Here is a 22,508-nt window from a genome sequence, read left to right on the forward strand (position 1 = left end):
AAATTTCCGGCGTGCAAACCATAGTTTTCCCGTGCGAAATGTATACTTGGCCCCCGTGGGCACCCTCGAAAATTGAACAGGAAAGCGCCTGGCAGGTGGCTTCAATTCGAAACCGCCAACTTCGCCCCGAGGAAACCAAAGGTTCCGGCGAAGCTGCGTTTAATCCACTTCATGACCGATGGCCGCTGAATGACGTAATCCCGCGAATATGATGCGAACGCGCCATAAATCACAAAGACCCCAAAGGTCATGCCCACAAAGATGATCGCCAATCCTACCAGTGATGATGTCGCGTTTGTAGCGGCTGGGGATATGAACTGGGGAAGGAATGCCAAGAAGAACAAAGACAACTTTGGGTTTAGGATGTTCAGCAACATGCCGGTGGTCGCTATCCGTTTGTAACCCGCTTTGTTTTTGCGCTCTGACAGATCCATAACTGTGTCGTCCTTCACGATCTTCCACGCCATGTAGAATAGATAGGCGACGCCTAAAAACTTGATAACTTGAAAGGCTAGGGCGCTTGTGTGCAGCAAAGCCGCCAACCCAATGATGCTGGCCACCGCGGCCGGTACAATTCCAAGGGTGCATCCAAAGGCAGCGGCGATGCTTGCCCTGAACCCGTGACTAAGGCCGATTGCAAGTGTGTAGACAACGCCAGCTCCAGGCAACAAGACGACAATCAAAGACGTCAATAAGAACTCAAACGACATAACTGCGCCTCTCTAGATGTAGTAGCGTCAATTAAGAGCGCCAAGGCGCGACTGCGTCAAGGGTTGCGCGCCCAAGGTTCGCCGGATTTGGGGGGGGCAACAAGGCAGCGAAGTCACGCATATGGTCCCCATGAAAAAAGCCGCCCCCAGAAGGAGCGGCTTTTCGAACGCTTGAAACTGAAGCTGTGCTTAGAAGCCCAGACCTTCGTATTTGTTTTTGAACTTGGAAACGCGACCGCCAGTATCCAGCAGGCGTTGGTTACCACCAGTCCATGCTGGGTGCACGGATGGGTCGATGTCCAAAGCGATCTGATCGCCTTCTGCACCGTAGGTGGATTTCATCTCAAGAACTGTACCATCTGTCAGTTTGACGTTGATAGTGTGGTACTCTGGGTGTGTATCTTTTCTCATGACAGTTCCCCTTACGCCTTAGGCGCTTTGTAGTTGGAATCTTCCGCGATACGTGCGGACTTACCGCGACGCGAACGCAGGTAGTACAGTTTGGCGCGACGAACGCGGCCACGGCGTACTACGGTGATGCTGTCGATGTTGGTGGAGTGCAGTGGGAACACACGTTCCACGCCTTCACCGAAGGAGATTTTGCGAACGCAGAACGAACCGGCAATACCTTTGCCGTTGTTGCGCGCGATGCAAACGCCTTCGTAATTCTGAACACGGCTACGTGTACCCTCGGTCACTTTGTAGCCAACGCGGATGGTGTCACCCGCTTTAAAGTCGGGGATATCATGCCCCAAAGCGGCGATTTGTTCCGCTTCTAGTTGTGCGATCAGGTTCATCTGAAACGCTCCTTCATATGATCCCGGTTTACCCGGTGAATGTGTCTCGCGTCCTAAGAGCTCTTGGTCTTCTTCCGGGTCCACCGAAGTGCCCGCCAGAGATCAGGTCGACGTTGCTTGTGTGCCGCTGTTTTCACATCTGCCGTCGGTGCCGAAGAAAGCACATCAGATGTCCAATAAAACAAAGGCTCCGGTCAGTATTCTGATTCCAGATTGGCGGGGTATAGGAGGGATCGCGAAGCAGATCAAGCGGGGATAGCGGTAAACGCCGATGAATCAGCACTCGACCCTCCGATTTTCGTGCAACTTTGGCCCTTCGGCCAAAACCTGCCGCGCGGGGGCTCTTTGTTGCAGCGATGAACGTCTTGCGGAATGAAACAAGCAAACCGCTGCGACAGGGGCAAGTCTGCGGCGGGGATTACCCGTCGATCTTGCCGCCCATGATCGCAATCGCTTTTTGGTATACTCCCGCAGCGTTCCACTCCTGGATCACTGCGAAGTTGGTCTGGCCTTCTTGGTAGCCCGCGCCGCGTTTCCAGCCTTTGCCTTTGAGGAAATTCGCGGTAGAGGCCAGCGCGTCAGACAGGTTGTTCAGGTCGATTTTCCCGTCGCCATTGCCGTCCTGGCCGTATTTCAAAACGTTTCCAGGCAGAAATTGCGTGTGACCAACTTCGCCGTGCTTGGCCCCAACAGACTTCGGGGAAATCACGCCGCGATCTACCAGCTTCAGTGCGGCCAATGTATGGCCGGTGAAGAAGTCGGACCGGCGGCAGTCATAGGACAGCGTCGCGATAGAGGAGACAACGTTGCTGTCGCCCATGAACCGACCAAAGCCGGTTTCCATGCCGTGAATGGCGATGATGACCCCAGCGGGCACCCCGTATTTTTTCTCCAAAGAGGCGTAGAAGTCTGCGCTTTTTGCTTTGCGCTTCCGGCCTTGGGCGACAATCGTATCCGCGCCACGCACCTTCATGAATTTGTCCAAGGAGTATTTGAAGCTTTTTTGGTTGCGATCAGCGGCGATAGTGCGCTTCGCGTAGCTGGTGCCTGCCAAAGCCGCGAGCCCACGTTCCCCGACACCTTTTGCCGATGCCTCTTTGGCGAAAGCCGTTTTCCAAGCGTTATACCCACCCGCAGAGTTGCCGCATTGGGCAGCGAGGCTTGGGGAGGCAAGGGTGAGAGTCGCGATCAAAGCGGCGGCACGAAGCATAAGGTATATCCGTTAAAGTAGTCTTAATTGGGCGTAGAATATCTGGGCGGCCATCTGGGTGCAACTGGTGGGCCGCCTGTTGTCGGAAATGGTGGATTTTGTGTCGAATGACGCACGGGAAATGGAATGGGCCTTGCTAGACATAGGCCAAGTTTGCCCAAGGGGAGTCGGAAAAATGAAAACGCATGTAAAAGCACTGGTTGTCGGCGGCGGTGCCGTTGGGACCTCGATTGCATACCACTTGGGCAAGGCCGGATGGGACACTATGCTATTGGAACGCGACGAATTAACGTCCGGCTCCACTTGGCATGCTGCAGGCTTGCTACCCTACTTCAACATGTCTTTCGCGACGACCCACATTCATGATTACTCGATCAAGTTCTACAAAGAGCTTGAAGCCGAAACCGGCCTGAACGCGGGTTTCTCGGTGTGCGGAAACTTGCGCATGGCCCGCACTCAAGACCGGATGGACGAATATGCGCTCTATTCCTCCACGGCTGAAACTGTAGGCGTGCCGCATGAATGGATGACCCCTGCGCAAATCAAAGACCGCTGGCCATTGATCCGCACAGACGATTTGAAGGGTGCGATTTACCATCAAACCGACGGCTACATTAACCCAGCCGATGTGACTATGGCGATGGCCAAGGGCGCGCGTCAGCGCGGTGTAACGATTGAACGCAAATGGCAGGTAGACGGCTACGAGTGGACCGGCTCCGAGTGGCGTGTGACGGTCACGAAGATGGTGGAAAAGGGCGGCAATTTGGTCGCGTCAGACGAGCAAACTGTGATCACCGCAGAACATGTCGTGACGGCGACGGGCAACCACGCTCAGCGTACGGCGGAGTTGCTGAAAATCAAAATTCCAGCGATCCCGGTGGAGCACCAATTCATCGTGATGGAGCAAGACCCCGCATTGGTTGAGTTCCGCAAAAACAACCCAGAGCATCCCGTCATTCGGGATGCGGATGCGCAAAGCTATGTACGCGAAGAACGCGGCGGCTGGATATTGGGCGTCTATGAGAAAAATGCCCCTGCGCGCTTTGAATACGGCGTGCCAGACAGTTTCCGCGCTGATTTGTTCCAGCTTGATTTGGAGCGGATCGAGCAACAATACATGGAGATGATTCACCGTATCCCAAGCTGTGAGTCTTGTGGCTTGAAAGACGATTTCAACGGCCCGATTTGCTATACACCTGATGGCAACCCATTGGTCGGCCCCGCACCGGGCTTGCGCAATATGTGGCTGGCCGAAGGGTTCTCTTTCGGGATCACGGCGGCGGGCGGCACGGGGCATTACCTTGCGCAAATGATGGTGGAAGGCGAGGCCGAGATCGACATGGCCTCACTGGACCCCAAACGCTACGGCTCGTGGATGACGACCGAGTTTGCGGCCCGCAAAAACGAGGAGTGCTACGACCACGTCTACATCTTGCACCATCCTGACGAAGAACGCCCCGCGGCGCGCCCCTTGCGCACGTCACCCGCCTATGATCGCCAAGCCGCGCGCGGTGCGCAATTTGGTTGGGTAAACGGCTGGGAGCGCCCGAATTACTACGCGCCGATGGGCTTTAGCGACCACGACTCGCGCAGCTTCCGCCGCGGCGGTTGGTGGCAATATGCGGTTGAGGAAGCGAAAGCCATTCGCGAAGGCGTGGGCCTTGTGGACGCAACGGCCTTCACCAAACACATCGTCAAAGGGGCAGGGGCGGAGGCCTTCCTTGATTGGTTCACGACCAACAAACTGCCGCGCGTTGGCCGCATCAATTTGACCTACGCCCTGACCGAGGCCGGCACGACGCGCACCGAATATACAATTGTGCGCTTGGCAGATGATGAGTTTTATCTTGTCTCTGCGGGGGCTTGGACGTCGTATGATGCGGATTATCTGCGCAAAGCCATTGAGGACAAAGAGCCAGAGTTCGGCCGGATCGAATGCCAAGACGTCACAACCCAATGGGGCGTGTTCGCTATTGCCGGTCCAAAGTCGCGCGATGTTTTGAATGCGGTGATCAAGGACGCTGATCCTGAAACGGCGCTTTCCAACAAACGGTTCCCATGGTTGTCGGCGAAACAGATTGAGCTGGGTATGTGCCCCGTCAATGCGATCCGTGTAGCCTACACGGGCGAATTGGGCTGGGAATTGCACCACCCGATTGAGATGCAGAACTACCTGTTCGACCTGCTGGAAAAAGCGGGGGAGCCGCATGGTATGAAGCTGGTTGGCGCACGGGCGCAAAACTGGCTTCGAATGGAGAAGTCCTACCGCGCCTTTGGGACCGAATTGGGCCGCGACGCGACGCCGCTTGAGGCGGATCTGCCACGGTTTGTTGACTTGGAAAAAGACTTCCACGGCAAGGCAAAGATGCAAGAACTTGGCATTCGCTCCAAATGCGTGACCTTGCTGATTGATGGGCCAGATGATGCTGATCCATGGGGCCGTGAGGCGCTGTATTTTGACGGAACCAAAATTGGGCGCCTGACATCCGGCGGCTACTCGGTGGCGTTCGGGAAAAGCATCGGGATGGGCTATGTTTCACCGGAACTCTCCGAGGTCGGAACCAAGTTGAAGGTTCGGATGCAACGCGAGTTATGGGATGCGGTGGTCGTAGAAGACAGCCCCTATGATCCGAAAAACGCGACGATCAGGGTCAACGGCTAGCCTGTAAAACGTTAAACTTGGGGGGAGTTATCCCCCCAGTTTTGACATCGTGGCCTCGTTCATCATCGCCCCCATAAACCCGCTTTCTTGCATGCGTTTCATGACCTGTTGCATCACGCCACAGCTTTGCATGGCCGTCATCACCGCTGGGGTGCTCATTATAGCTGGCTGGTTTTCGGTTTGGGCCAAAGAAGTCACAGGCGTGGCAGAGTATTCTTCAACGGCGGTCAGGTATTTTTCAACGTGATCAGCGCCTTGACTGTCCTCTAGATCGTCCAGAAAACAACGAGCGGCGGTGCGGTAATCATCGTCCCAATCCCAGTTCGGCAGGTTCGGCTCCAACTCAGGAGCACGGCTTAAAATGAATGCGGACAGGTGCTTTCCGCCCAATTCAGTGGCCACTTCCAATCGCTCCAGATTGTCGGCAAAGGCTGCATTGGCGGGGAGGGACAGCAGGGCTGCAAGAAAAATATGGCGCATGATTAATCCTTAACTAAAAGGCAATTTTGCCATCGCTTTGCGATTTGGTCCAGCCCCAACGGATGAGGGCGGAACAGGGTCAACCAAAACGTTGCGGGGACACGTCCGCTATTGTGGCGGCGTCCAGTTCCCCTTGTCGCCCGCCCGCCAAATCGGCCAGAAGTTGACCCGCGGCGGGGGCCGTTTGAAACCCGTATCCACCTTGACCGGCGCACCACCAAAATCCGGATTGCTCGGAGGGGCCGATTGCAAGGCAGCGGTCGGGGGTAAAGGTTCGAAGTCCAGCCCAATTGGCGATCATGCGGTGCACCGGTTTGGTGACATGGTCTTCATAGCGGGCAATCCCTTCGGCAAGAGTTATGTCGTCCGCCCAAGCGTCCATCGGGGCCACCGGCGTCTCGTCCGCGGGGGAGATAAGAAGCGCGCCTGCGTCGGGTTTGGCATACCAGCGCTCCCCTGGACCAAAGAGCATTGGCCATTCTGACACGTCAAAGCCATCAGGTGCGGCGACCCGTGCCATGGAGCGGCGCAGCGGTTGCAATCCCAAAGGCTGAACACCGGCCAACAACGCAAGTTGGTCTGCCCAAGCTCCTGCAGCATTCACGATCTGTCGGGCCTCATAGTCGGTGCCCCCCGCGCTCAAGCGCCAACCGTGACCCGTCTTGGCGATCTTTGAGACCTCTGCGCGGGTGACAATATCGCCTCCGTTGCTGCGCAGCATTTTGACAAAGCGTTGGATGGCGCCATCTGTGTCTACGTCCCAAGCATCCTCGTGGTAGCCAAGATGTGGAACGGTGTCGGTGTTGAGGATCGGGAGCAGTTCCAAGGCTTCGGATCTGGTGAGCCGCCTCATTTTCATAGCGACAAGATCGCGGGAAAATTCTTCCTCGCCCCCGTCTTTGCCCAATAGCATCATCCCACGCGGGTGATTGCGCGACAGATTTACATTCAAATGCCAGTCTTTGCTGGCTTGGTTCAACGCAATGGTCGAGGGTTTCCCGTATGTTTCTTCAAACATCGCCGCTGAGCGTCCAGAGGCATGAAAGGCCAACGCCTCTTCGCGCTCCAGCAGGGTAACGCTTCCCAGTTCGGACAATCTTGCGGCTGCGGATACGCCAGCAATTCCGCCGCCGATAACTAGGAAATCAATCATGCCTCCTCTAGGCGGTCAGTCGCTGGGGCAGGTGTTTGCGTAAGTGCCGTGAGTTGATCGTATAGCGCGTCACTCATTTCAAAGTCCAAAGCAGCCAAGGAAGGGGCCAATTGTTCAGAGGACCGCGCGGAGATAATTGGGGCTGCTACAGCTTTATTTTTCATAACCCAAGCAACCGCAAGTGTCGCAGCATCGGTTTCATGCTGCGCAGCAATTTGCGGCAGGGCACGCGCGGTTTCATGCATCCATGGGACGTTATATCGGGCATTATAGCGCGTATCATCGATCAGCCGCCCGCTTGCATCATCGGTGGCATATTTCCCCGTGAGCAATCCCCCCCCAAGCGGCGAATAGGGCACCACAGAGATACTTTGATCCTGACACGCGGGCAGTAACTCAACTTCAACCTGCCGTTTCACCAAGCTGTACATGGGCTGCAAGACATCAATATTGGTGCCCAGATTACGCGCGACTTGTGCGGCCTTCATCACCTGCCACGCCGCGAAGTTTGATATTCCGATGTAGCGGATCAGGCCGTCTTCCCGCAATTCGGCCAATGCCTCAAAGCTGTCTTGCAAAGAGGTGCTCGGATCGAAGCGATGCAGATACAACAGATCGATCATATCAAGCTTCATACGCGCGCGGCTTTCCTCAAAGGACTGCAGAATGTTGGCTTTTGTCGCGGGCTTGTCATAGGCGGCTTTGGTCGCGATCAGCACGTCCTCGCGTTCGGCGCGTGCAAAACGACCGAGCATCGTTTCCGATTGCCCCCCAGTGTAGACATATGCCGTGTCGAAAAAGTTGATACCTGCAGTGCGGCAGTCCTCATACATCGACTGACTTGCGACAAGGTCGGCTTTGCCGCCGAACTGCATGGTGCCAAAGCAAAGTTTGGATGCGGGGGCCCCGTTGGCCGTATTCATATGTATCATACCCATGATCGTGGCAGAGAACCGCCGAAGGATAAAGTCCTATCGTGGCGTCGTGAAAGCAGGGGGTTGGGGCGCAAGTCGGGTCGGGTTTGGCGCAAGGCGTTGCCCAAATTGGGTGTCGCAATTAATCCGGTTGTGGTCGTTTCCAGCTTCGCGTTAAAAGCGACAATACGTGAGTTGATAACGACTTTTTGAGGCGCATGTGTATTCGTTTGTTGTTACTTTTGACCGGTAACAGATTTTCAAACCTGTAGGTCTACACAAGCAGCCTGCTTGTGACGCTTGGTACCTAAAGGCAGATATCGAAGGATAACTTCATGGAACTCCATGCCGTCAAAAGCTCTTATGCGCGATGGGCCCCTATCTACGACAAGACGTTTGGCAAGATCACCAATGCGGGGCGGCAAGCGGCCGTAGAATTCATCAATGCTCAAGACATTGAGACGGCATTGGAAGTTGGTGTGGGCACTGGTCTGGCCTTGCCACTCTATAGGTCAGACCTGCAAGTGACTGGCATCGATTTCAGCGAGGACATGCTTGAAAAGGCGTGGACCAAGGTGAAAGACCTCGGGCTTCACCAAGTCCAAGATCTTCGGCAGATGGATGCGCGAAATTTGGACTTTCCCGACAACCACTTTGATACCGTAGCCGCGATGCACATCATATCAGTCGTCCCAGAGCCAGAGCGTGTGATGGCCGAGATGACCCGTGTCTGCAAGCCGGGGGGCAAGATTGTAATTACCAATCACTTCGCGCGCCAAAACGGTCTTCTCGCGCGTGCGGAACGTATCGTGGCTCCCTTTGCCAATCTTATTGGGTGGCATTCGGACTTCGAGATCAGCACAGTTCTTGGGCAACCCAACTTGTCTGTCACAGAACGGAACAACTTGCCCCCGATGGGCATGATGACCTTTCTGGTGCTGCAAAAACACTCTGACTAACCGATAGTGTTACGCATAAAAAAGGCCCGCGAAATCTCGCGGGCCTTTGGAGTTTAAGCCTGACCCGACCTATCAGTTCGGGATATCGCCAGTGAGGCCTTCGACGTAGAAGTTCATGCCTGCCAGCGTGCCGTCATCAGCGGTTTCGCCTTCCGCCAACCAGTCAGAGCCATCTTGCTTTTTCAGCGGTCCGGTGAATGGCTTGTAGGCACCGCTCTTGATGTCTTCGATCATTTTGTTGGCTTCGTCGCGAACATCTTGCGGGATCGCATCCGAAAACTCGGCGAAATCAACCATGCCTTCCTTGATGCCGTCCCAAGTGTCGGTGCTCTGCCAAGTGCCATCCATCACAGCCTGTGTTTGCGCAATGTAGTAGGGTGCCCAATCGTCAATTATTGACGTGAGTTGCGCCGTCGGACCAGCAACCTTCATGTCTGAGGCCTGACCAAAAGCATGGACGCCGGAGGCCTCTGCGCGCAACATCGGAGCAGTGGTATCAGTGTGCTGCATAAGAACGTCAACACCCTGATCGATCAATGCTTGTGCTGCATCGGCTTCCTTGGCCGCGTCTTCCCATGTGAAAATCCAAACCACGTTGAATTCAACGTCAGGGTTCACTTTCTTCGCGTGGATATAAGCCGAGTTAATGCCTCGGATCACTTCAGGAATTGGGAAGGAGGCAATGTAGCCGACCTTATTCGTCTTGGTCATGTTGCCGGCAATATGACCAATAACTGCGCGGCCTTCGTAGAAGCGTGCGGAATAGGTGGCGACATTGTCCGAACGCTTGAAGCCCGTGGCATGCGCGAATTTCACGTCAGGAAACTTCTTGGCGACGTTGAGAGTTGGGTCCATGTACCCAAAGGAGGTCGTGAAGATCAGATCCGCTCCGGACAAGGCCATCTGGGTGAGCACGCGTTCGGCATCGGCCCCTTCTGGCACCTTTTCTTGAAAGATCGTCTCAACCTTGTCACCGAAATGTTCTTCAACGGCGAGACGCCCGTTGTTGTGCTCTGTTGTCCAGCCGCCGTCGCCCACTGGGCCAACATATACAAAGCCAACTTTGGTTTTGTCTTCGGCGAATGCCGTGGTGGTCAAGGCAAGGGCTGCAACGGCCCCCGCGAGGATAGTTCTGCGTTTCATGGTTGGTATCTCCCCAGGTTGAAATGGTTATTGGCCTCATTGTGAAGCATGGAATGCGCGCCCCAAGCAGGCAGGCGCGGCGAGTGATGCGCGGCTTTTTCCGCCCTTGCGGGGAGCAGACATTATGACCAGCACAACGATGGTTATCAGATATGGCGACATGGACAAGTATTCGACAGGAATTGCCAGACCCGCGGCTTGCAGGTTGAGCTGCAAAACAGTCACCCCGCCGAAAAGATAGGCACCCAGCAAAACACGCAACGGGCGCCATGAGGCAAAGACAACAATTGCCAAGGCAATCCAGCCCGCACCTGCGGTCATGCCCTCGGTCCATTGCGGCACGCGGATCAGGCTGAGGTATGCGCCACCAAGGCCAGCGCAGGCCCCGCCAAACATGATAGCCAGCAAGCGCACTTTCACGACCTTATAGCCAAGCGCATGGGCCGCGTCGTGGTTCTCGCCCACCGCGCGTAGGATTAGGCCCGCACGGGTGAATTTCAGGGTGGCCCAGATGCCGACACAAAGCGCCAGCGTCAGGTAGACCATCAGATCATGGTTAAACAGCACTGGGCCAAGCAAAGGAATATCCGCCAAAGGCCCTAGGTTCAGCTTCTCAATGGCAGGCGGGCGGATGCCAACATAGCTTTGCCCCATCAAGGACGACAGCCCAAGCCCGAACAGGGTCAGCGCCAAGCCGGTGGCCACCTGATTGGACAGCAAATACTGCGTCAGAAATCCGAATATCAGTGACAACACGGCGCCACCCGCTGCGGCGGCGATAAAGCCCACAACAGGGGATCCGGTCTCCACCGCGATGGCAAAGCCGCAAATAGCACCAGTGATCATCATGCCTTCTACGCCAAGGTTGAGGACACCGGATTTCTCGACAATTAACTCGCCAAGTGCTGCGAGAAGGATCGGCGTGGCCGCAACCATGAGGGAGGCCAGTAGGAGGGTCGGGGAGATTGCACTTAGGTCCATAGCGGTAATCCTCCAAATACAGCGAGTTGCCCCATGACCAACAGCATTATGAAGCCGCCCCAAAAAGCGAGTCTCACTCGCGGCGGGACATTTTCATTATCCGTAACGACATTTTGCGACACTAATTCATAGGCTTGTTCGCTTCGTGGCCCAACTAGTCCAAGCAATGCGCGAATGAATTCGAATACCGAAACTGAGCCAGCAATTAATATGATGAAGAACCCAAAAGAACCGACAAATAGCAGCCCAATTACTGCTAATGAGAATACTACTCCGCAGGTAAAATAGAATTTGTTGCTACGGTATCTGGGGTGGGGCTCATTCATATTGAACCACCTCCCTTGGTACCAAACTTGATCCGATAGTTCGTCAACACGTCGACGGCCAACAAGAAGAACAACAACATGCCTTGGAAGGCTTGGATTGCCGCCGTGGGCACACCCAGCATGAAGCTCGCCAATTCGCCGCCGATATAGGTCAGCGCCATCAGCAGCCCCGCCAACAGAATGCCGAACGGGTTCAGGCGGCCAAGGAAGGCTACGATGATCGCGGTAAAGCCGTAGCCCACGTTGAAGTCGATACTGATTTGGCCCGCTGGGCCGGACACTTCGAACAGCCCTGCCAGCCCTGCCAATGCGCCGGATGTGCCGAGGCAGAACAGGATTAGACGTGCAGGCTCCACCCCGCCGAAACGTGCGGCTTTCGGGGCTTGACCTGCAAGGCGAATATGGAAGCCCATCATATGTTTGGAGAACAGAACATAGGCAAAGATCACAGCGATGATCGCGGCCACGACGCCCCAATGCAGGCCGGTGTTGGGCAACAGCTCCGCGTTGAAGGCCGAGGGGTATTCCTTCAGGTTCCGAGAGCCGGGGAAGCCGTTGCCCTCAGGGTTGCGCAACGCCCCCAGTGCCATGGAGGCAAGGATAAACTCGGCCACATAAACCAGCAGCAAGGAGACCAAAATTTCATTGGTGTGGAACTTGACCTTCAATACCCCAGGGATCATCGCCCAAAGGAAGCCGCCCAAGGCCCCTGCGGCGATCATCAGCGGAAATATCAAGAAGCTTTCTGTGGGGTAGAACGCCAACCCCACGGCGGCCCCGCAGATCGCCCCCATGATATATTGCCCTTCGGCCCCGATGTTCCAAACACCGGCGCGAAACCCCATGGCAAGGCCGGTTGCGATCAGGATCAGCGGCGCGGCTTTGACCAGCAATTGAGGACGAGAGAACCCCGCGAATTGTTCATTGAACAAAGGGTCCCAGAAAATCGTGCGGATCGCGACGAGGGGGTCCTTTCCCAACACGGCGAACATGATGCCACCAGCGATCATCGTCGCGACGACCGCCAATATGGGGGTGATGGCAGTCCAAAGCTTCGACGGCTCGGGGCGTTTTTCCAATGTAATCACGCGCTCACCTGCTCAGCTTTTGTGTCACTCGCGCCACCTAGCATGAGGCCGATTTTTTCGACGTCCAGATCGGAGGTTTCCACCGGCGCGCTTAAGCGCCCTTCATTCAGCGCTGCAAACCTGTCGGATATCTCCATCAACTCATCCAAGTCCTGACTGATCACCACGATAGCCGCGCCTTCGGCCGCAAGGTCCAACAACGCTTGGCGGATCGCGGCGGCGGCAGAGGCGTCAACGCCCCAAGTCGGCTGATTGATCACCAAAGCAGACGGGTTTTGCAATATCTCGCGGCCCACCACGAATTTTTGCAAGTTGCCACCAGAAAGCGCGCGCGCGGCCGTGTTGGCTGAAGGGGTGCGCACGTCGAATCTGTGGATGATCTTTTGGGCGAAATCACGGGTTTTACCCCAGTCGATCATCCCGTTGTGTTCCAAGCCTTCACGCACCGCGCCCGATAGCAAAGCGTTTTCCGTCAGCGACATATCAGGCGCAGCGGCATGGCCCAGACGTTCTTCTGGGGCAGCAAGCAGCCCCAAGGCGCGGCGGGCATTCGGGCCGAGGTCGCCAATGGGGGTTCCGGCAAGTTTAACTTGCTCAGCTGCTGTTAAGGCCTCGCCAGAAAGGACGGAGCACAACTCGTCCTGCCCATTGCCTGCCACGCCGCCAATTCCAAGGATTTCGCCCTTCTGAACCGATAGGCTGATGCCCTTGAGGGAAGTGCCAAATGCGGCTCGGGCGGGGACATCCAGTTGGTCAATTTCAAGCGCCACATCTTGTGGGATACGCGGCGCCTTTTGCGGGACGTGCAGCGCCTCTCCGACCATCATTTCGGCCATTGCGCGTGCCGTTTCTTGGCGCGGGTTGCAGGTGGCAACTTTCTGACCCAACCTCAAAATCGTTGCATGGTCGCAAAGCGCGCGGATTTCTTCGAGTTTGTGCGAGATATAGAGGATCGAGCAGCCCTCGCCACGCAGCTTTTCCAGCGTTTGAAACAGCACCGAGACCTCTTGCGGGGTCAGCACGGACGTCGGCTCATCCATGATCAGCAGCTTCGGATTCTGTAGCAGGCAGCGAATGATTTCGACGCGCTGACGCTCCCCTGCGGACAGATCACCCACCATTTGATCGGGGTCCAGCGGTAAGCCGTAGTTTTGGGAAACCTCTCTGATACGAGCAGCCAAATCACGCATTTTGGGTGGGTTTTCCATCCCAAGGGCGATGTTCTCCGCGACGTTGAGCGCCTCGAACAAAGAGAAATGCTGAAACACCATCGCCACCCCCGCAGCGCGGGCGGCGCGGGGTTCTGCTGGGCTATAGGGCACGCCCTTAAGCACCATGGATCCGGCGTCGGGCTTCACCAATCCGTAAATCATTTTCACAAGCGTGGATTTGCCTGCACCGTTTTCGCCCAACAAGGCGTGCACCTCTCCAGGACGGATAGAAAACGAGACCTGATCGTTCGCAACAACACCGGGATAGGCCTTTGTCAGCCCTGTGATCGTAAGCAGATCTTCACCTGCGATGCTAAGACGATCCTCCATCAAACCGCGACGTCCTTCTCCAAGGCCTTCGATTGCAGCGACAGAAGTAGCTCAGAAGCCACGCCTACGGCAATGGCCTGCGGATGTTTTCCAAGCGCGGGTTGCCCGATGGGGCAGCGAATGCGTGAAATTTGTGCGCTTGTGTGCCCCAAGGTCAAAAGCCGAGATTTGAACCGCGCCCATTTGGTCGCTGATCCGATCACACCAAGGCTTGAAAACCCATGGGCCAGCAAGCGGTGGCAAAGCTCTAGGTCATAGGCATGCGAATAGGTCAGGATCAGATGATGCGCGTCAGCGGGGGCAAATTTTGCGGCGTCGGGGATATTGGCTACCGGAAGGTGGGTGACTGCATGGCGCGCGGGGGGGAAGCGTTCCGGCCCACTATCAACCCAAGTTATATCAAAGGCTTGCGTAGGGGCGAGGGTCTCCACAATCGCCCGACCGACATGGCCAGCCCCCCAAATCCACAACGGGTTCGGGGGATGAGAAACGGTTTCAAACAGCCACCCGTTCTCAAAGACCAACTGCCCGCCAGACCCGTTTCGGGCCGCAGCGATGGCGCGTTGGATCGACATTGGTTGCGGCGCATCGCCCTCTACTTGTCGCGCAAAACCGGCGCGCGTGTCTGGCATTTGCTCGAAAATCTCTGTGACAAGTGTAACCGCCCCTCCACAACATTGTCCCAACGCGGGGCCAAGCGGAACCCGCGTCACGCCGCAAGACTGTGTCAGGGCAGCGCGCGATGCTTCTAATTCCAAAGCGCCGCCGCCGATCGTCCCAGATTGGCCGCCCTCCCAAACCAGCATTGAGGTCCCTGCCTCGCGAGGGCTGGAGCCACTGTGGGACACAATAACCACCCGCGCAACGCGGCCATGTTCTGCCAGTGCCACTTGCAGGTTTTTCGGGTCAAAACTCATGCGCGCAACTTTTGGCAAGCCATCAACACAACTTCCGCAGTTGCGGGGGCATCAATGTCGGGGAAGCTTTCGCCGCAGGACGAAATGGCGTTCGTTAATGCCGACCATACCGAAATACCATGCATAAACGGCGGCTCCCCGACCGCTTTGGATTTGAACACGGTCTCGGCGCGATTTTCCCCGTCCCACAAGGCGACATTGAACACTTCGGGGCGGTCTGAAGCCGTGGGGATTTTGTAAGTCGATGGGGCGTGGGTTTTCAGGTTGCCCTTGTCATCCCAAACCAGCTCCTCGGTTGTCAGCCAGCCGGCACCTTGCACATAGCCCCCTTCGATCTGGCCGATGTCCAGTGCTGGATTCAAGGAGCGCCCGCAATCATGCAAGATATCCGCGCGCAGGATGCGGTTCTCACCGGTAAGCGTATCGATCACCACCTCTGTCACCGCCGCGCCGTAAGCGAAGTAGAAGAACGGGCGACCATGGCCCGCAATTCGGTCCCATTCGACGTCGGGGGTGGCGTAAAAGCCGGTCGCCGACAAGGAGATGCGGTTTTGATAGGCTTGTGATGCGGCCTCTGCGAAGCTGAGCGTCGTGCCGTCGAATTCAACACGACCACCTTCGAACACCACGGGGCCTTGCGACAGGAATGTTGCAATCCGCGCTTTGATTTTCTCGCAGGCATCCAGCACCGCCATGCCGTTCAAATCTGACCCCGAAGAGGCCGCCGTGGCAGAGGTATTGGGAACTTTGCCGGTATCAGTCGGGGTGATTTTGACCGCCTCCAGCGGCACCCCAAAGCACTGCGCTGCGACTTGCGCCACCTTGGTAAACAACCCTTGGCCCATTTCTGTGCCGCCATGGTTCAAATGGATCGACCCGTCTTGGTAGACATGTACCAAAGCGCCTGCTTGGTTCAAATGCGTCAGAGTGAAGGAGATGCCGAATTTCACCGGTGTGAGGGCTATCCCGCGTTTCAAAACGGGGTTTTTGCCGTTCCAGTCAGCCACCGCCTTGCGCCGTGCTTGGTAGTCTGACGACACCTCCAATTTATCCGTCATTTCGCGAATAATGCTGTCAGTGACCTGCATGCCGTAAGGGGTGGTCTGCGTGGTTGACTGCGAGGCGTAGTAGTTTTCGCGGCGTACGGTCAACGGGTCCAATCCAAGGGTGTGGGCGATGTGATCCATGACCCGCTCGATCCCGACGATACCTTGTGGACCGCCAAAGCCGCGAAAGGCAGTATTGCTTTGAGTGTTGGTCTTCAGTCGATGCGAAGTGATCCGCGCGTGCTCCAGATTATAGGCGTTGTCGGCGTGCAGCATGGCACGGTCCGCAACAGGCAAAGAGAGGTCCTGCGCCCAACCGCAACGCGCAAAATGCGTGACGTCGATGGCTTGGATTTTGCCGCGGGCGTCAAATCCGACGTCATAGTCGATGCGAAACTCGTGGCGTTTGCCCGTGATGATCATGTCATCGTCGCGGTCATAGCGCATTTTGACCGGCTGGCGGTGTTTGTCGGCCACCACCGCACAGGCCACACATAGCGCGTTGCCTTGGCTCTCTTTCCCGCCAAAGCCGCCGCCCATGCGCCGAACCTCCACCCGCACGGTATTCATTGGGCGGCCCAAAGCTTCCGCCACCTTATGTTGAATTTCGGTGGGGTGCTGCGACGAGGCATGAACGACCATATCGCCGCCTTCTTGGGGCAGCGCCAGCGCGGCATGGCTTTCCAGATAGAAATGCTCCTGACCGCCAATTTCGAAGCTGGCTTGCAGGCGATTGGTGGCACTGGCGAGTTGCGCAGGTGCGTCGCCTTTGGCGTAGACGCGCGGCCCTTCCTCAAAATGAGAATTGGCGGCCAAGGCCTCGTCAATCGTCAGAACAGGAGTTTGCGCGTCATAGTCAATCTGCGCCAGTCGCGCTGCTTTGCGCGCCGCCAGATGCGACTTGGCGACGACTAGAAAGACCGGTTGGCCCAGATAGTGCACTTCGCCCTTGGCCAACAATGGCTCGTCATGGTTCGAAGGGCTGACGTCATTGTCATGGGGCAAATGGTCGGCAGTAAGCACATCGACCACGTCATGGGCCGCGCGCACCGCGTCAAGGTTCATTGCGGTGATCTTACCCTTCGCAATGGTGCTTAACCCGAAGGCCAAATGCAGTGTTCCTCGCGGGGTGGGTATGTCGTCAGTATAGCGCGCGGTGCCCGTCACATGCAAAGACGCCGCGTCATGGGGGGCAGATGTGCCGACACTCATGGGCGCACCTCATGCACTGATGCCGGAACGCCCAAGCTTTCTACAAACACGCGCCGTAGCATGTTTTGCGCAGCCTGCATTCGGTAGCCAGCAGAGGCGCGCATGTCGCTCATCGGGGTGTAATCTTGCGGAAACTGCAGCAAAGCTGCTTCCATATTGTCTTCGTTCCACGCCTTGCCAATCAAGGCATTCTCAACATGTATGGCCCGCTTGGGGGTGCCGGCCATCCCGCCAAAGGCAATCCGCGCCTTAGCGACAGAACCGCCAGCCACCACAATATTGAAACAGCCACACACCGCCGAAATGTCTTGGTCGAACCGCTTGGACAATTTGTAGCATTTCACCGTGTCGCGCTGCTTGGGGATTGTGACGTATTCCACAAACTCGCCCGCTTGCAGGTCTTGCTGACCATAGGCGATGAAGAAATCCTCTAGCGGCATGGCACGGCGGATGTCCCCTTTACGAAGATGCAAGACAGCGCCCAAAGCGATCAGCGCGGGCGGGCCGTCCCCAATGGGTGACCCGTTTGCGATGTTCCCGCCGATCGTTGCGGCATTTCGCACTTGTTCAGACCCATAACGACGCAGCATTTGTGCGAATGAAGGATAGAGCGGGGCCACAGCCTCCATGATTTGGGTAATCGTGCAAGCAGCCCCTATGCGCAGCCCCTCGTCGGTTACCTCAATCTGCTGCAAGTCGGCGCAACGTCCCAAGAACACAACATTTTCCAGATCCTGTAGCCGTTTGGTGATCCATAGGCCAACATCGGTAGCCCCGCCGATCAATGTGGCTGTGGGGTTTTTGCTGTACCATTCGGCCAATGCGTCCGAGGTTTGCGGCATCGGAAAGGGGGCTTTGGCCTCAATGGACGACTCTTCCATCCATGAGGGGACGCTTTGCGTCGAGGCAGCCTGTGCGGCGCGAATGATCGGGGCATATCCTGTGCATCTGCATAGATTTCCGGCCAACTGCTCCTCATGATTGGTCGCCCCATTGGCGTGGGCAGCAGCCATGGTGGTCACAAATCCTGGCGTGCAAAAGCCGCATTGCGCGCCGTGCAAATCAACCATCGCGCGTTGCACAGGGTGCAATTCACCATTGGGCCCCGAGATGCCTTCAACCGTGCGCACGGCGCGGCCAGAGAGTTGGGGCATGAGCAAAATGCAAGCATTCATCGCGCGGGCAATTCCATCCTGCCCCGTGACCACAACCGAACAGGCCCCGCAATCGCCTTCGTTGCAGCCTTCTTTGGTGCCAGTGAGATCGCGTCGGTCGCGCAGAAAATCGAGCAGGGTTTCGGTTGGACCGACCTCAGCCTCAACAGTCTCTCCGTTCAGAAGAAACGTTAACATATGAAATTTGTCCTGCCGCGTTACTTGTTGGCTGTTCCCTTTGGCGTGCTTTCGATGCGACGTAGAAGGCGCGCGGGATGTGTTGGTTTCCAACAAAGCCTAGGAATGTGCTTTTGGCAAGTGACTCAGTTCTCGGGGTCCGAGACTTGGGCTTCCCACGCCAGTCGTTGCCACTCCAGCCATCCTTGCAGAGGGATCAGGGCATTTGGCTCCATTCGGCAGATACGTTGTCGGCCTTCCTTGCGGGTGGCGATAATACCGCCTGCCTCCATCACTTTGATATGTTGCAGAAAAGACGGCAGAGCCATGTTATGTGGCGCGGCAAGCTCCTTCACCGCAGCGGGACCATGGGCCAGCCGTTCAATGACCGCGCGGCGCGTGGGATCCGCGAGCGAGGCAAAAAGCGTATCAAGGGAATGGTTAGCCATCTGACTAACTAATGCGATTCCCATCGTCGGAACAATGGCTGATGGATTTCGGGGTTTCGCGATGGAAGGGGGCGACGTAATGTGTGGCCATGAGCAATTCCCCCCGATTCATTCACCTGCGCACCCATTCCGAGTATTCCTTGCTGGAAGGGGCGATGCGCCTGAAAAAACTACCCGGTATTTGCGCCAACGGGGGGATGCCCGCGGTTGCGTTGACGGACACGAACAACATGTTCGCAGCCTTAGAGTTTTCCGAATATGCCTCCGGCGCGGGAATCCAGCCGATCATCGGATGCCAAGTTGATTTAACCTTCGACAAGGCCCCGCAAGGCGAACGCGCACGCGCACCGGCCCCCATTGTCCTTCTCGCTCAAACCGAGCAGGGCTATGAAAACCTGATGAAGTTGAATTCCTGTCTGTACATCGATTCAGATGGGGAATTGCCGCAGGTCTCTGTCGATGAATTGGACGCGCACAACGCGGGGCTGATTTGCCTGACCGGCGGGCCAGATGGCCCCATCGGGCGGTTGTTGCAGGCGGGGCAACGTCCCAAAGCGCAAGATTTGATGGACAAGCTGGCGCTGATCTACGCCGACCGTTTGTATGTCGAGTTGCAACGCCACCCAGTGGATGGCGGGTTACCTGAGGCAGAACAAAAGTCGGAGCAGGGGCACGTGGAAATGGCCTATGCCATGGGGCTTCCTTTGGTGGCTACGAATGATGCCTACTTTCCAAAGCCGGATATGTATGAGGCCCATGACGCGCTGATTTGCATCTCTGAAGGCGCCTATGTGGACCAACAAGAAGGCCGCCGCCGCTTGACTCCGCAGCACTATTTCAAATCCCCTCAGGAGATGGCGACACTGTTTGCCGACCTGCCGGAAGCTTTGGAAAACACCGTGGAAATCGCGCAGCGCTGTGCGTTCAAAGTCTACAAACGCGATCCGATTTTGCCGAAGTTTGCGGATGACGAAGTCGTTGAATTGCGGCGCCAAGCGCAAGAAGGCCTTAAGGCGCGTTTGGCGGTGATCCCCCACGCGGCAAGTGTTGAGGAATACGAAGAGCGACTGGAATTTGAGCTGGGCATTATTGAGGGCATGGGGTTCCCCGGCTACTTTTTGATTGTGGCCGATTTCATTAAATGGGCCAAAGACCACCACATCCCTGTGGGGCCGGGTCGTGGATCTGGTGCGGGGTCCTTGGTGGCCTATGCGCTGACAGTGACCGACCTTGACCCACTGCGGTATTCCTTGCTGTTCGAGCGCTTCTTGAACCCCGAACGTGTGTCGATGCCCGACTTCGATATCGACTTTTGCATGGATCGCCGTGAAGAGGTTATTCGCTACGTTCAGGGAAAATATGGCCGCGACAAGGTGGGGCAGATCATCACGTTCGGTGCTTTGCTGTCCAAAGCTGCAGTGCGTGATGTGGGGCGTGTGTTGCAGATGCCTTACGGGCAGGTGGACCGCCTATCAAAACTGATCCCTGTCGAGGGCGTGAAGCCGGTATCGATTGAAAAAGCCTTGGCTGACGAGCCGAAGCTGCGGGAAGAGGCGAAATCCGAAGAGGTCGTGGCCCGTTTGCTGGATTACGGCCAACAGGTCGAAGGATTGCTGCGGAACGCGTCAACTCACGCGGCGGGTGTGGTGATCGGGGACAGGCCTCTGGATTTGCTGGTTCCGCTGTATCAAGACCCCCGTTCTGACATGCCAGCGACGCAGTTCAACATGAAATGGGTTGAGCAAGCTGGCCTCGTAAAGTTCGACTTCTTGGGCCTGAAAACCCTGACCGTGATTCAAAACGCCATTGACCTGATCACGCCCTCCCGCCCGCTACACATTGATGCGGCGGGTGAGACGTTGTTTGACCCCCCTGAGGGCGCGCTGAATGACATCGGGGCGATCCCGTTGGACGACAAAAAGTCCTATGACCTTTATTCTGCAGCCAAAACTGTGGCCGTGTTTCAGGTGGAAAGCTCGGGCATGATGGATGCGCTACGGCGTATGAAGCCCACTTGCATTGAAGACATCGTGGCGCTGGTGGCTTTGTATCGCCCTGGCCCGATGGAGAATATCCCGACCTATTGCGAGGTGAAAAACGGCACCAAAGAGTTGGAATCGGTTCACCCGTCGATTGACCATATTTTGGCCGAGACCCAAGGCATCATCGTTTACCAAGAACAGGTTATGCAAATCGCGCAGGTCATGGCGGGCTATTCGCTTGGTGGTGCTGACTTGTTGCGCCGTGCGATGGGTAAGAAGATCAAGGAAGCGATGGATGCGGAGCGTCCGAAGTTTGAAGAAGGCGCCAAGGAAAACGGCGTCGATGCGAAGAAAGCCCGCGAGGTCTTCGATCTTCTGGAAAAATTCGCCAACTACGGCTTCAACAAATCTCACGCCGCGGCCTATGCGGTGGTCAGCTACCAAACAGCGTGGCTGAAGGCGAACCACCCCGTCGAATTTATGGCGGGCGTGATGAACTGCGATTTGCACCTGACGGATAAATTGGCGGTGTATTTCGACGAGATCACCAAACGCATGGACATAGAAGTGGTGCCGCCCTGCGTGAACCGCTCGGATGCGACGTTTACCGTAAAAGACGGCTGCGTGGTCTATGCGCTAGGTGGTTTGAAGAACGTCGGCGTCGAAGCGATGAAGCTTTTCGTCGAAGGGCGTGACGGCACGCCGTTTGCGACGCTGTTCGATGTCGCCCGTCGCGTGGATTTGAAGCGAGTGGGCAAACGCCCGTTGGAAATGCTGGCGCGCTCTGGTGCCTTTGATCAACTGGACCCGAACCGCCACCGCGTTTTTGCGTCGCTCGACGGGTTGGTAAACTACTCGGCCGCAATTTTTGAGCAACGCAACTCGAACCAAGTGTCGCTGTTCGGGGAGGCGGGCGATGATCTTCCGGAGCCTCGGTTGTCACCAGTAGATGATTGGCTGCCGGCAGAACGGCTAATGGAAGAGTTCAAAGCCATTGGCTTCTACCTGTCCGGTCACCCGTTGGACGACTACATGCTGATCTTGAAGCGCAAGGGGGCGATGACCCTGACCGAGATCGAGCAGCGCGCACAAGGGGGCCCGTTCGTGGCAACACTTGGGGCGAATATCGCAGGGCGTCAGGACCGCAAATCCGCGCGCGGCAACCGGTTTGCATTTGTGCAAGGCTCTGACCCGACGGGTCAGTTCGAGGTGACCGTGTTCTCTGACACGCTAGAGAAATCCGGCGATCACTTGGTCACGGGCGCGAATGTTGTGATGACCGTCGAGGCGACCTTGGAGGCGGAACAGCTGAAGTTGCTGTGCCGTGGTGCGCAACCGGTGGATGGGGCCGTGGCCGATGCGGGGTCGCTTGGGTTGAAGATTTTCGTGGAAGAAGACAGCGCGATCACGGCTATTGCATCCGTGTTGGAGCGATCCGGCCAAGACCCGAAAATCCGCGCGCGCGGGCCGGTGTCTTTGTGCTTGATGTCGCCCGATCTACCTGGCGAAGTTGAAGTGTCACTCGGCGATCGCTTTGCGGTGAACCCGCAAGTTAAAGGCGCGATCAAATCTCTGGGCGGCGTGGTGATGGTGGAAGAAATCTAGCT

General features: G+C 56.5%; 19 protein-coding genes. 3 read left to right on the forward strand and 16 right to left on the reverse strand.

Going from position 1 to position 22,508, the window contains the following annotated elements; all coding sequences use genetic code 11:
* Positions 1–101: 101 nt before the first annotated feature.
* From Q0746_RS12745 to Q0746_RS12760, 4 genes are all read right to left on the reverse strand, one after another.
* Complete coding sequence (locus tag Q0746_RS12745; RefSeq protein WP_298260829.1) at positions 102–710, reverse strand: LysE family translocator; 609 nt, start codon at positions 708–710, stop codon at positions 102–104.
* Between the two features lie 189 nt (positions 711–899).
* On the reverse strand, positions 900–1,121 hold the full coding sequence (gene rpmE, locus Q0746_RS12750) for a 50S ribosomal protein L31 (protein ID WP_298260831.1): 222 nt from the start codon (positions 1,119–1,121) through the stop codon (positions 900–902).
* A gap of 11 nt (positions 1,122–1,132) precedes the next feature.
* Entirely contained in the window at positions 1,133–1,507 is a 375-nt protein-coding gene (gene rplS, locus Q0746_RS12755; protein ID WP_073142406.1) for a 50S ribosomal protein L19, read from the reverse strand.
* Positions 1,508–1,925: 418 nt separating this feature from the next.
* Positions 1,926–2,717 (reverse strand): lytic transglycosylase domain-containing protein, encoded by a 792-nt coding sequence (locus tag Q0746_RS12760; protein WP_298260834.1) that lies wholly within the window; start codon positions 2,715–2,717, stop codon positions 1,926–1,928.
* 175 nt (positions 2,718–2,892) lie between these two features.
* On the opposite strand from Q0746_RS12760, the gene Q0746_RS12765 reads away from it, so the two are divergent.
* Positions 2,893–5,379, forward strand: coding sequence for an FAD-dependent oxidoreductase (locus Q0746_RS12765; protein WP_298260836.1), 2,487 nt, complete (start codon positions 2,893–2,895; stop codon positions 5,377–5,379).
* Between the two features lie 27 nt (positions 5,380–5,406).
* Here Q0746_RS12765 and Q0746_RS12770 read toward each other — a convergent pair whose 3' ends face one another.
* From Q0746_RS12770 to Q0746_RS12780, 3 genes are all read right to left on the reverse strand, one after another.
* The gene (locus tag Q0746_RS12770) at positions 5,407–5,859 is read right to left on the reverse strand and encodes a hypothetical protein (RefSeq protein WP_298260838.1); all 453 of its coding nucleotides are present in this window, start codon (positions 5,857–5,859) and stop codon (positions 5,407–5,409) included.
* 79 nt (positions 5,860–5,938) lie between these two features.
* Positions 5,939–7,012 carry an FAD-dependent oxidoreductase gene (locus tag Q0746_RS12775; protein ID WP_298260840.1) on the reverse strand — a complete coding sequence of 358 codons (1,074 nt, stop codon included), beginning with the start codon at positions 7,010–7,012 and terminating at the stop codon, positions 5,939–5,941.
* Positions 7,009–7,944 carry an aldo/keto reductase gene (locus Q0746_RS12780; RefSeq protein WP_298260843.1) on the reverse strand — a complete coding sequence of 312 codons (936 nt, stop codon included), beginning with the start codon at positions 7,942–7,944 and terminating at the stop codon, positions 7,009–7,011. The genes Q0746_RS12775 and Q0746_RS12780 overlap by 4 nt, the downstream gene beginning before the upstream one ends.
* 317 nt (positions 7,945–8,261) lie before the next feature.
* Between Q0746_RS12780 and Q0746_RS12785 the strand changes: the two genes are divergently transcribed.
* Positions 8,262–8,885, forward strand: coding sequence for a methyltransferase domain-containing protein (locus Q0746_RS12785; RefSeq protein WP_298260845.1), 624 nt, complete (start codon positions 8,262–8,264; stop codon positions 8,883–8,885).
* 72 nt (positions 8,886–8,957) lie between these two features.
* Here Q0746_RS12785 and Q0746_RS12790 read toward each other — a convergent pair whose 3' ends face one another.
* The 9 genes from Q0746_RS12790 to Q0746_RS12830 all read right to left on the reverse strand — a co-directional run bounded on the left by Q0746_RS12790 (position 8,958) and on the right by Q0746_RS12830 (position 18,919).
* Positions 8,958–10,028, reverse strand: a complete 1,071-nt coding sequence (locus Q0746_RS12790) for a BMP family ABC transporter substrate-binding protein (protein WP_298260847.1) — start codon at positions 10,026–10,028, stop codon at positions 8,958–8,960.
* A gap of 36 nt (positions 10,029–10,064) precedes the next feature.
* Entirely contained in the window at positions 10,065–11,009 is a 945-nt protein-coding gene (locus Q0746_RS12795) for an ABC transporter permease (RefSeq protein ID WP_298260849.1), read from the reverse strand.
* On the reverse strand, positions 11,000–11,335 hold the full coding sequence (locus tag Q0746_RS12800) for a hypothetical protein (protein WP_298260851.1): 336 nt from the start codon (positions 11,333–11,335) through the stop codon (positions 11,000–11,002). The genes Q0746_RS12795 and Q0746_RS12800 overlap by 10 nt, the downstream gene beginning before the upstream one ends.
* The gene (locus Q0746_RS12805) at positions 11,332–12,423 is read right to left on the reverse strand and encodes an ABC transporter permease (RefSeq protein WP_298260853.1); all 1,092 of its coding nucleotides are present in this window, start codon (positions 12,421–12,423) and stop codon (positions 11,332–11,334) included. Before Q0746_RS12805 ends, Q0746_RS12800 begins: the two co-directional genes overlap by 4 nt.
* Positions 12,420–13,964 carry an ABC transporter ATP-binding protein gene (locus Q0746_RS12810; protein ID WP_298260855.1) on the reverse strand — a complete coding sequence of 515 codons (1,545 nt, stop codon included), beginning with the start codon at positions 13,962–13,964 and terminating at the stop codon, positions 12,420–12,422. Before Q0746_RS12810 ends, Q0746_RS12805 begins: the two co-directional genes overlap by 4 nt.
* On the reverse strand, positions 13,964–14,881 hold the full coding sequence (gene xdhC, locus Q0746_RS12815) for a xanthine dehydrogenase accessory protein XdhC (RefSeq protein ID WP_298260857.1): 918 nt from the start codon (positions 14,879–14,881) through the stop codon (positions 13,964–13,966). Before xdhC ends, Q0746_RS12810 begins: the two co-directional genes overlap by 1 nt.
* Positions 14,878–17,139, reverse strand: coding sequence for a xanthine dehydrogenase molybdopterin binding subunit (gene xdhB, locus Q0746_RS12820; RefSeq protein WP_298260859.1), 2,262 nt, complete (start codon positions 17,137–17,139; stop codon positions 14,878–14,880). The genes xdhC and xdhB overlap by 4 nt, the downstream gene beginning before the upstream one ends.
* Positions 17,136–18,491: a xanthine dehydrogenase small subunit gene (xdhA, locus tag Q0746_RS12825; RefSeq protein ID WP_298260860.1), complete on the reverse strand. Its 1,356-nt coding sequence runs from the start codon at positions 18,489–18,491 to the stop codon at positions 17,136–17,138. The genes xdhB and xdhA overlap by 4 nt, the downstream gene beginning before the upstream one ends.
* Positions 18,492–18,616: 125 nt before the next feature.
* Entirely contained in the window at positions 18,617–18,919 is a 303-nt protein-coding gene (locus tag Q0746_RS12830; RefSeq protein ID WP_298260862.1) for a metalloregulator ArsR/SmtB family transcription factor, read from the reverse strand.
* 89 nt (positions 18,920–19,008) lie between these two features.
* Here Q0746_RS12830 and dnaE point away from each other — a divergent pair, with 89 nt between their 5' ends.
* On the forward strand, positions 19,009–22,506 hold the full coding sequence (gene dnaE / locus Q0746_RS12835; RefSeq protein WP_298260864.1) for a DNA polymerase III subunit alpha: 3,498 nt from the start codon (positions 19,009–19,011) through the stop codon (positions 22,504–22,506).
* The last annotated feature ends 2 nt before the right edge of the window (positions 22,507–22,508 follow it).

The organism is uncultured Litoreibacter sp. (assembly GCF_947487515.1).
Classification (GTDB): Bacteria; Pseudomonadota; Alphaproteobacteria; order Rhodobacterales; family Rhodobacteraceae; genus Litoreibacter.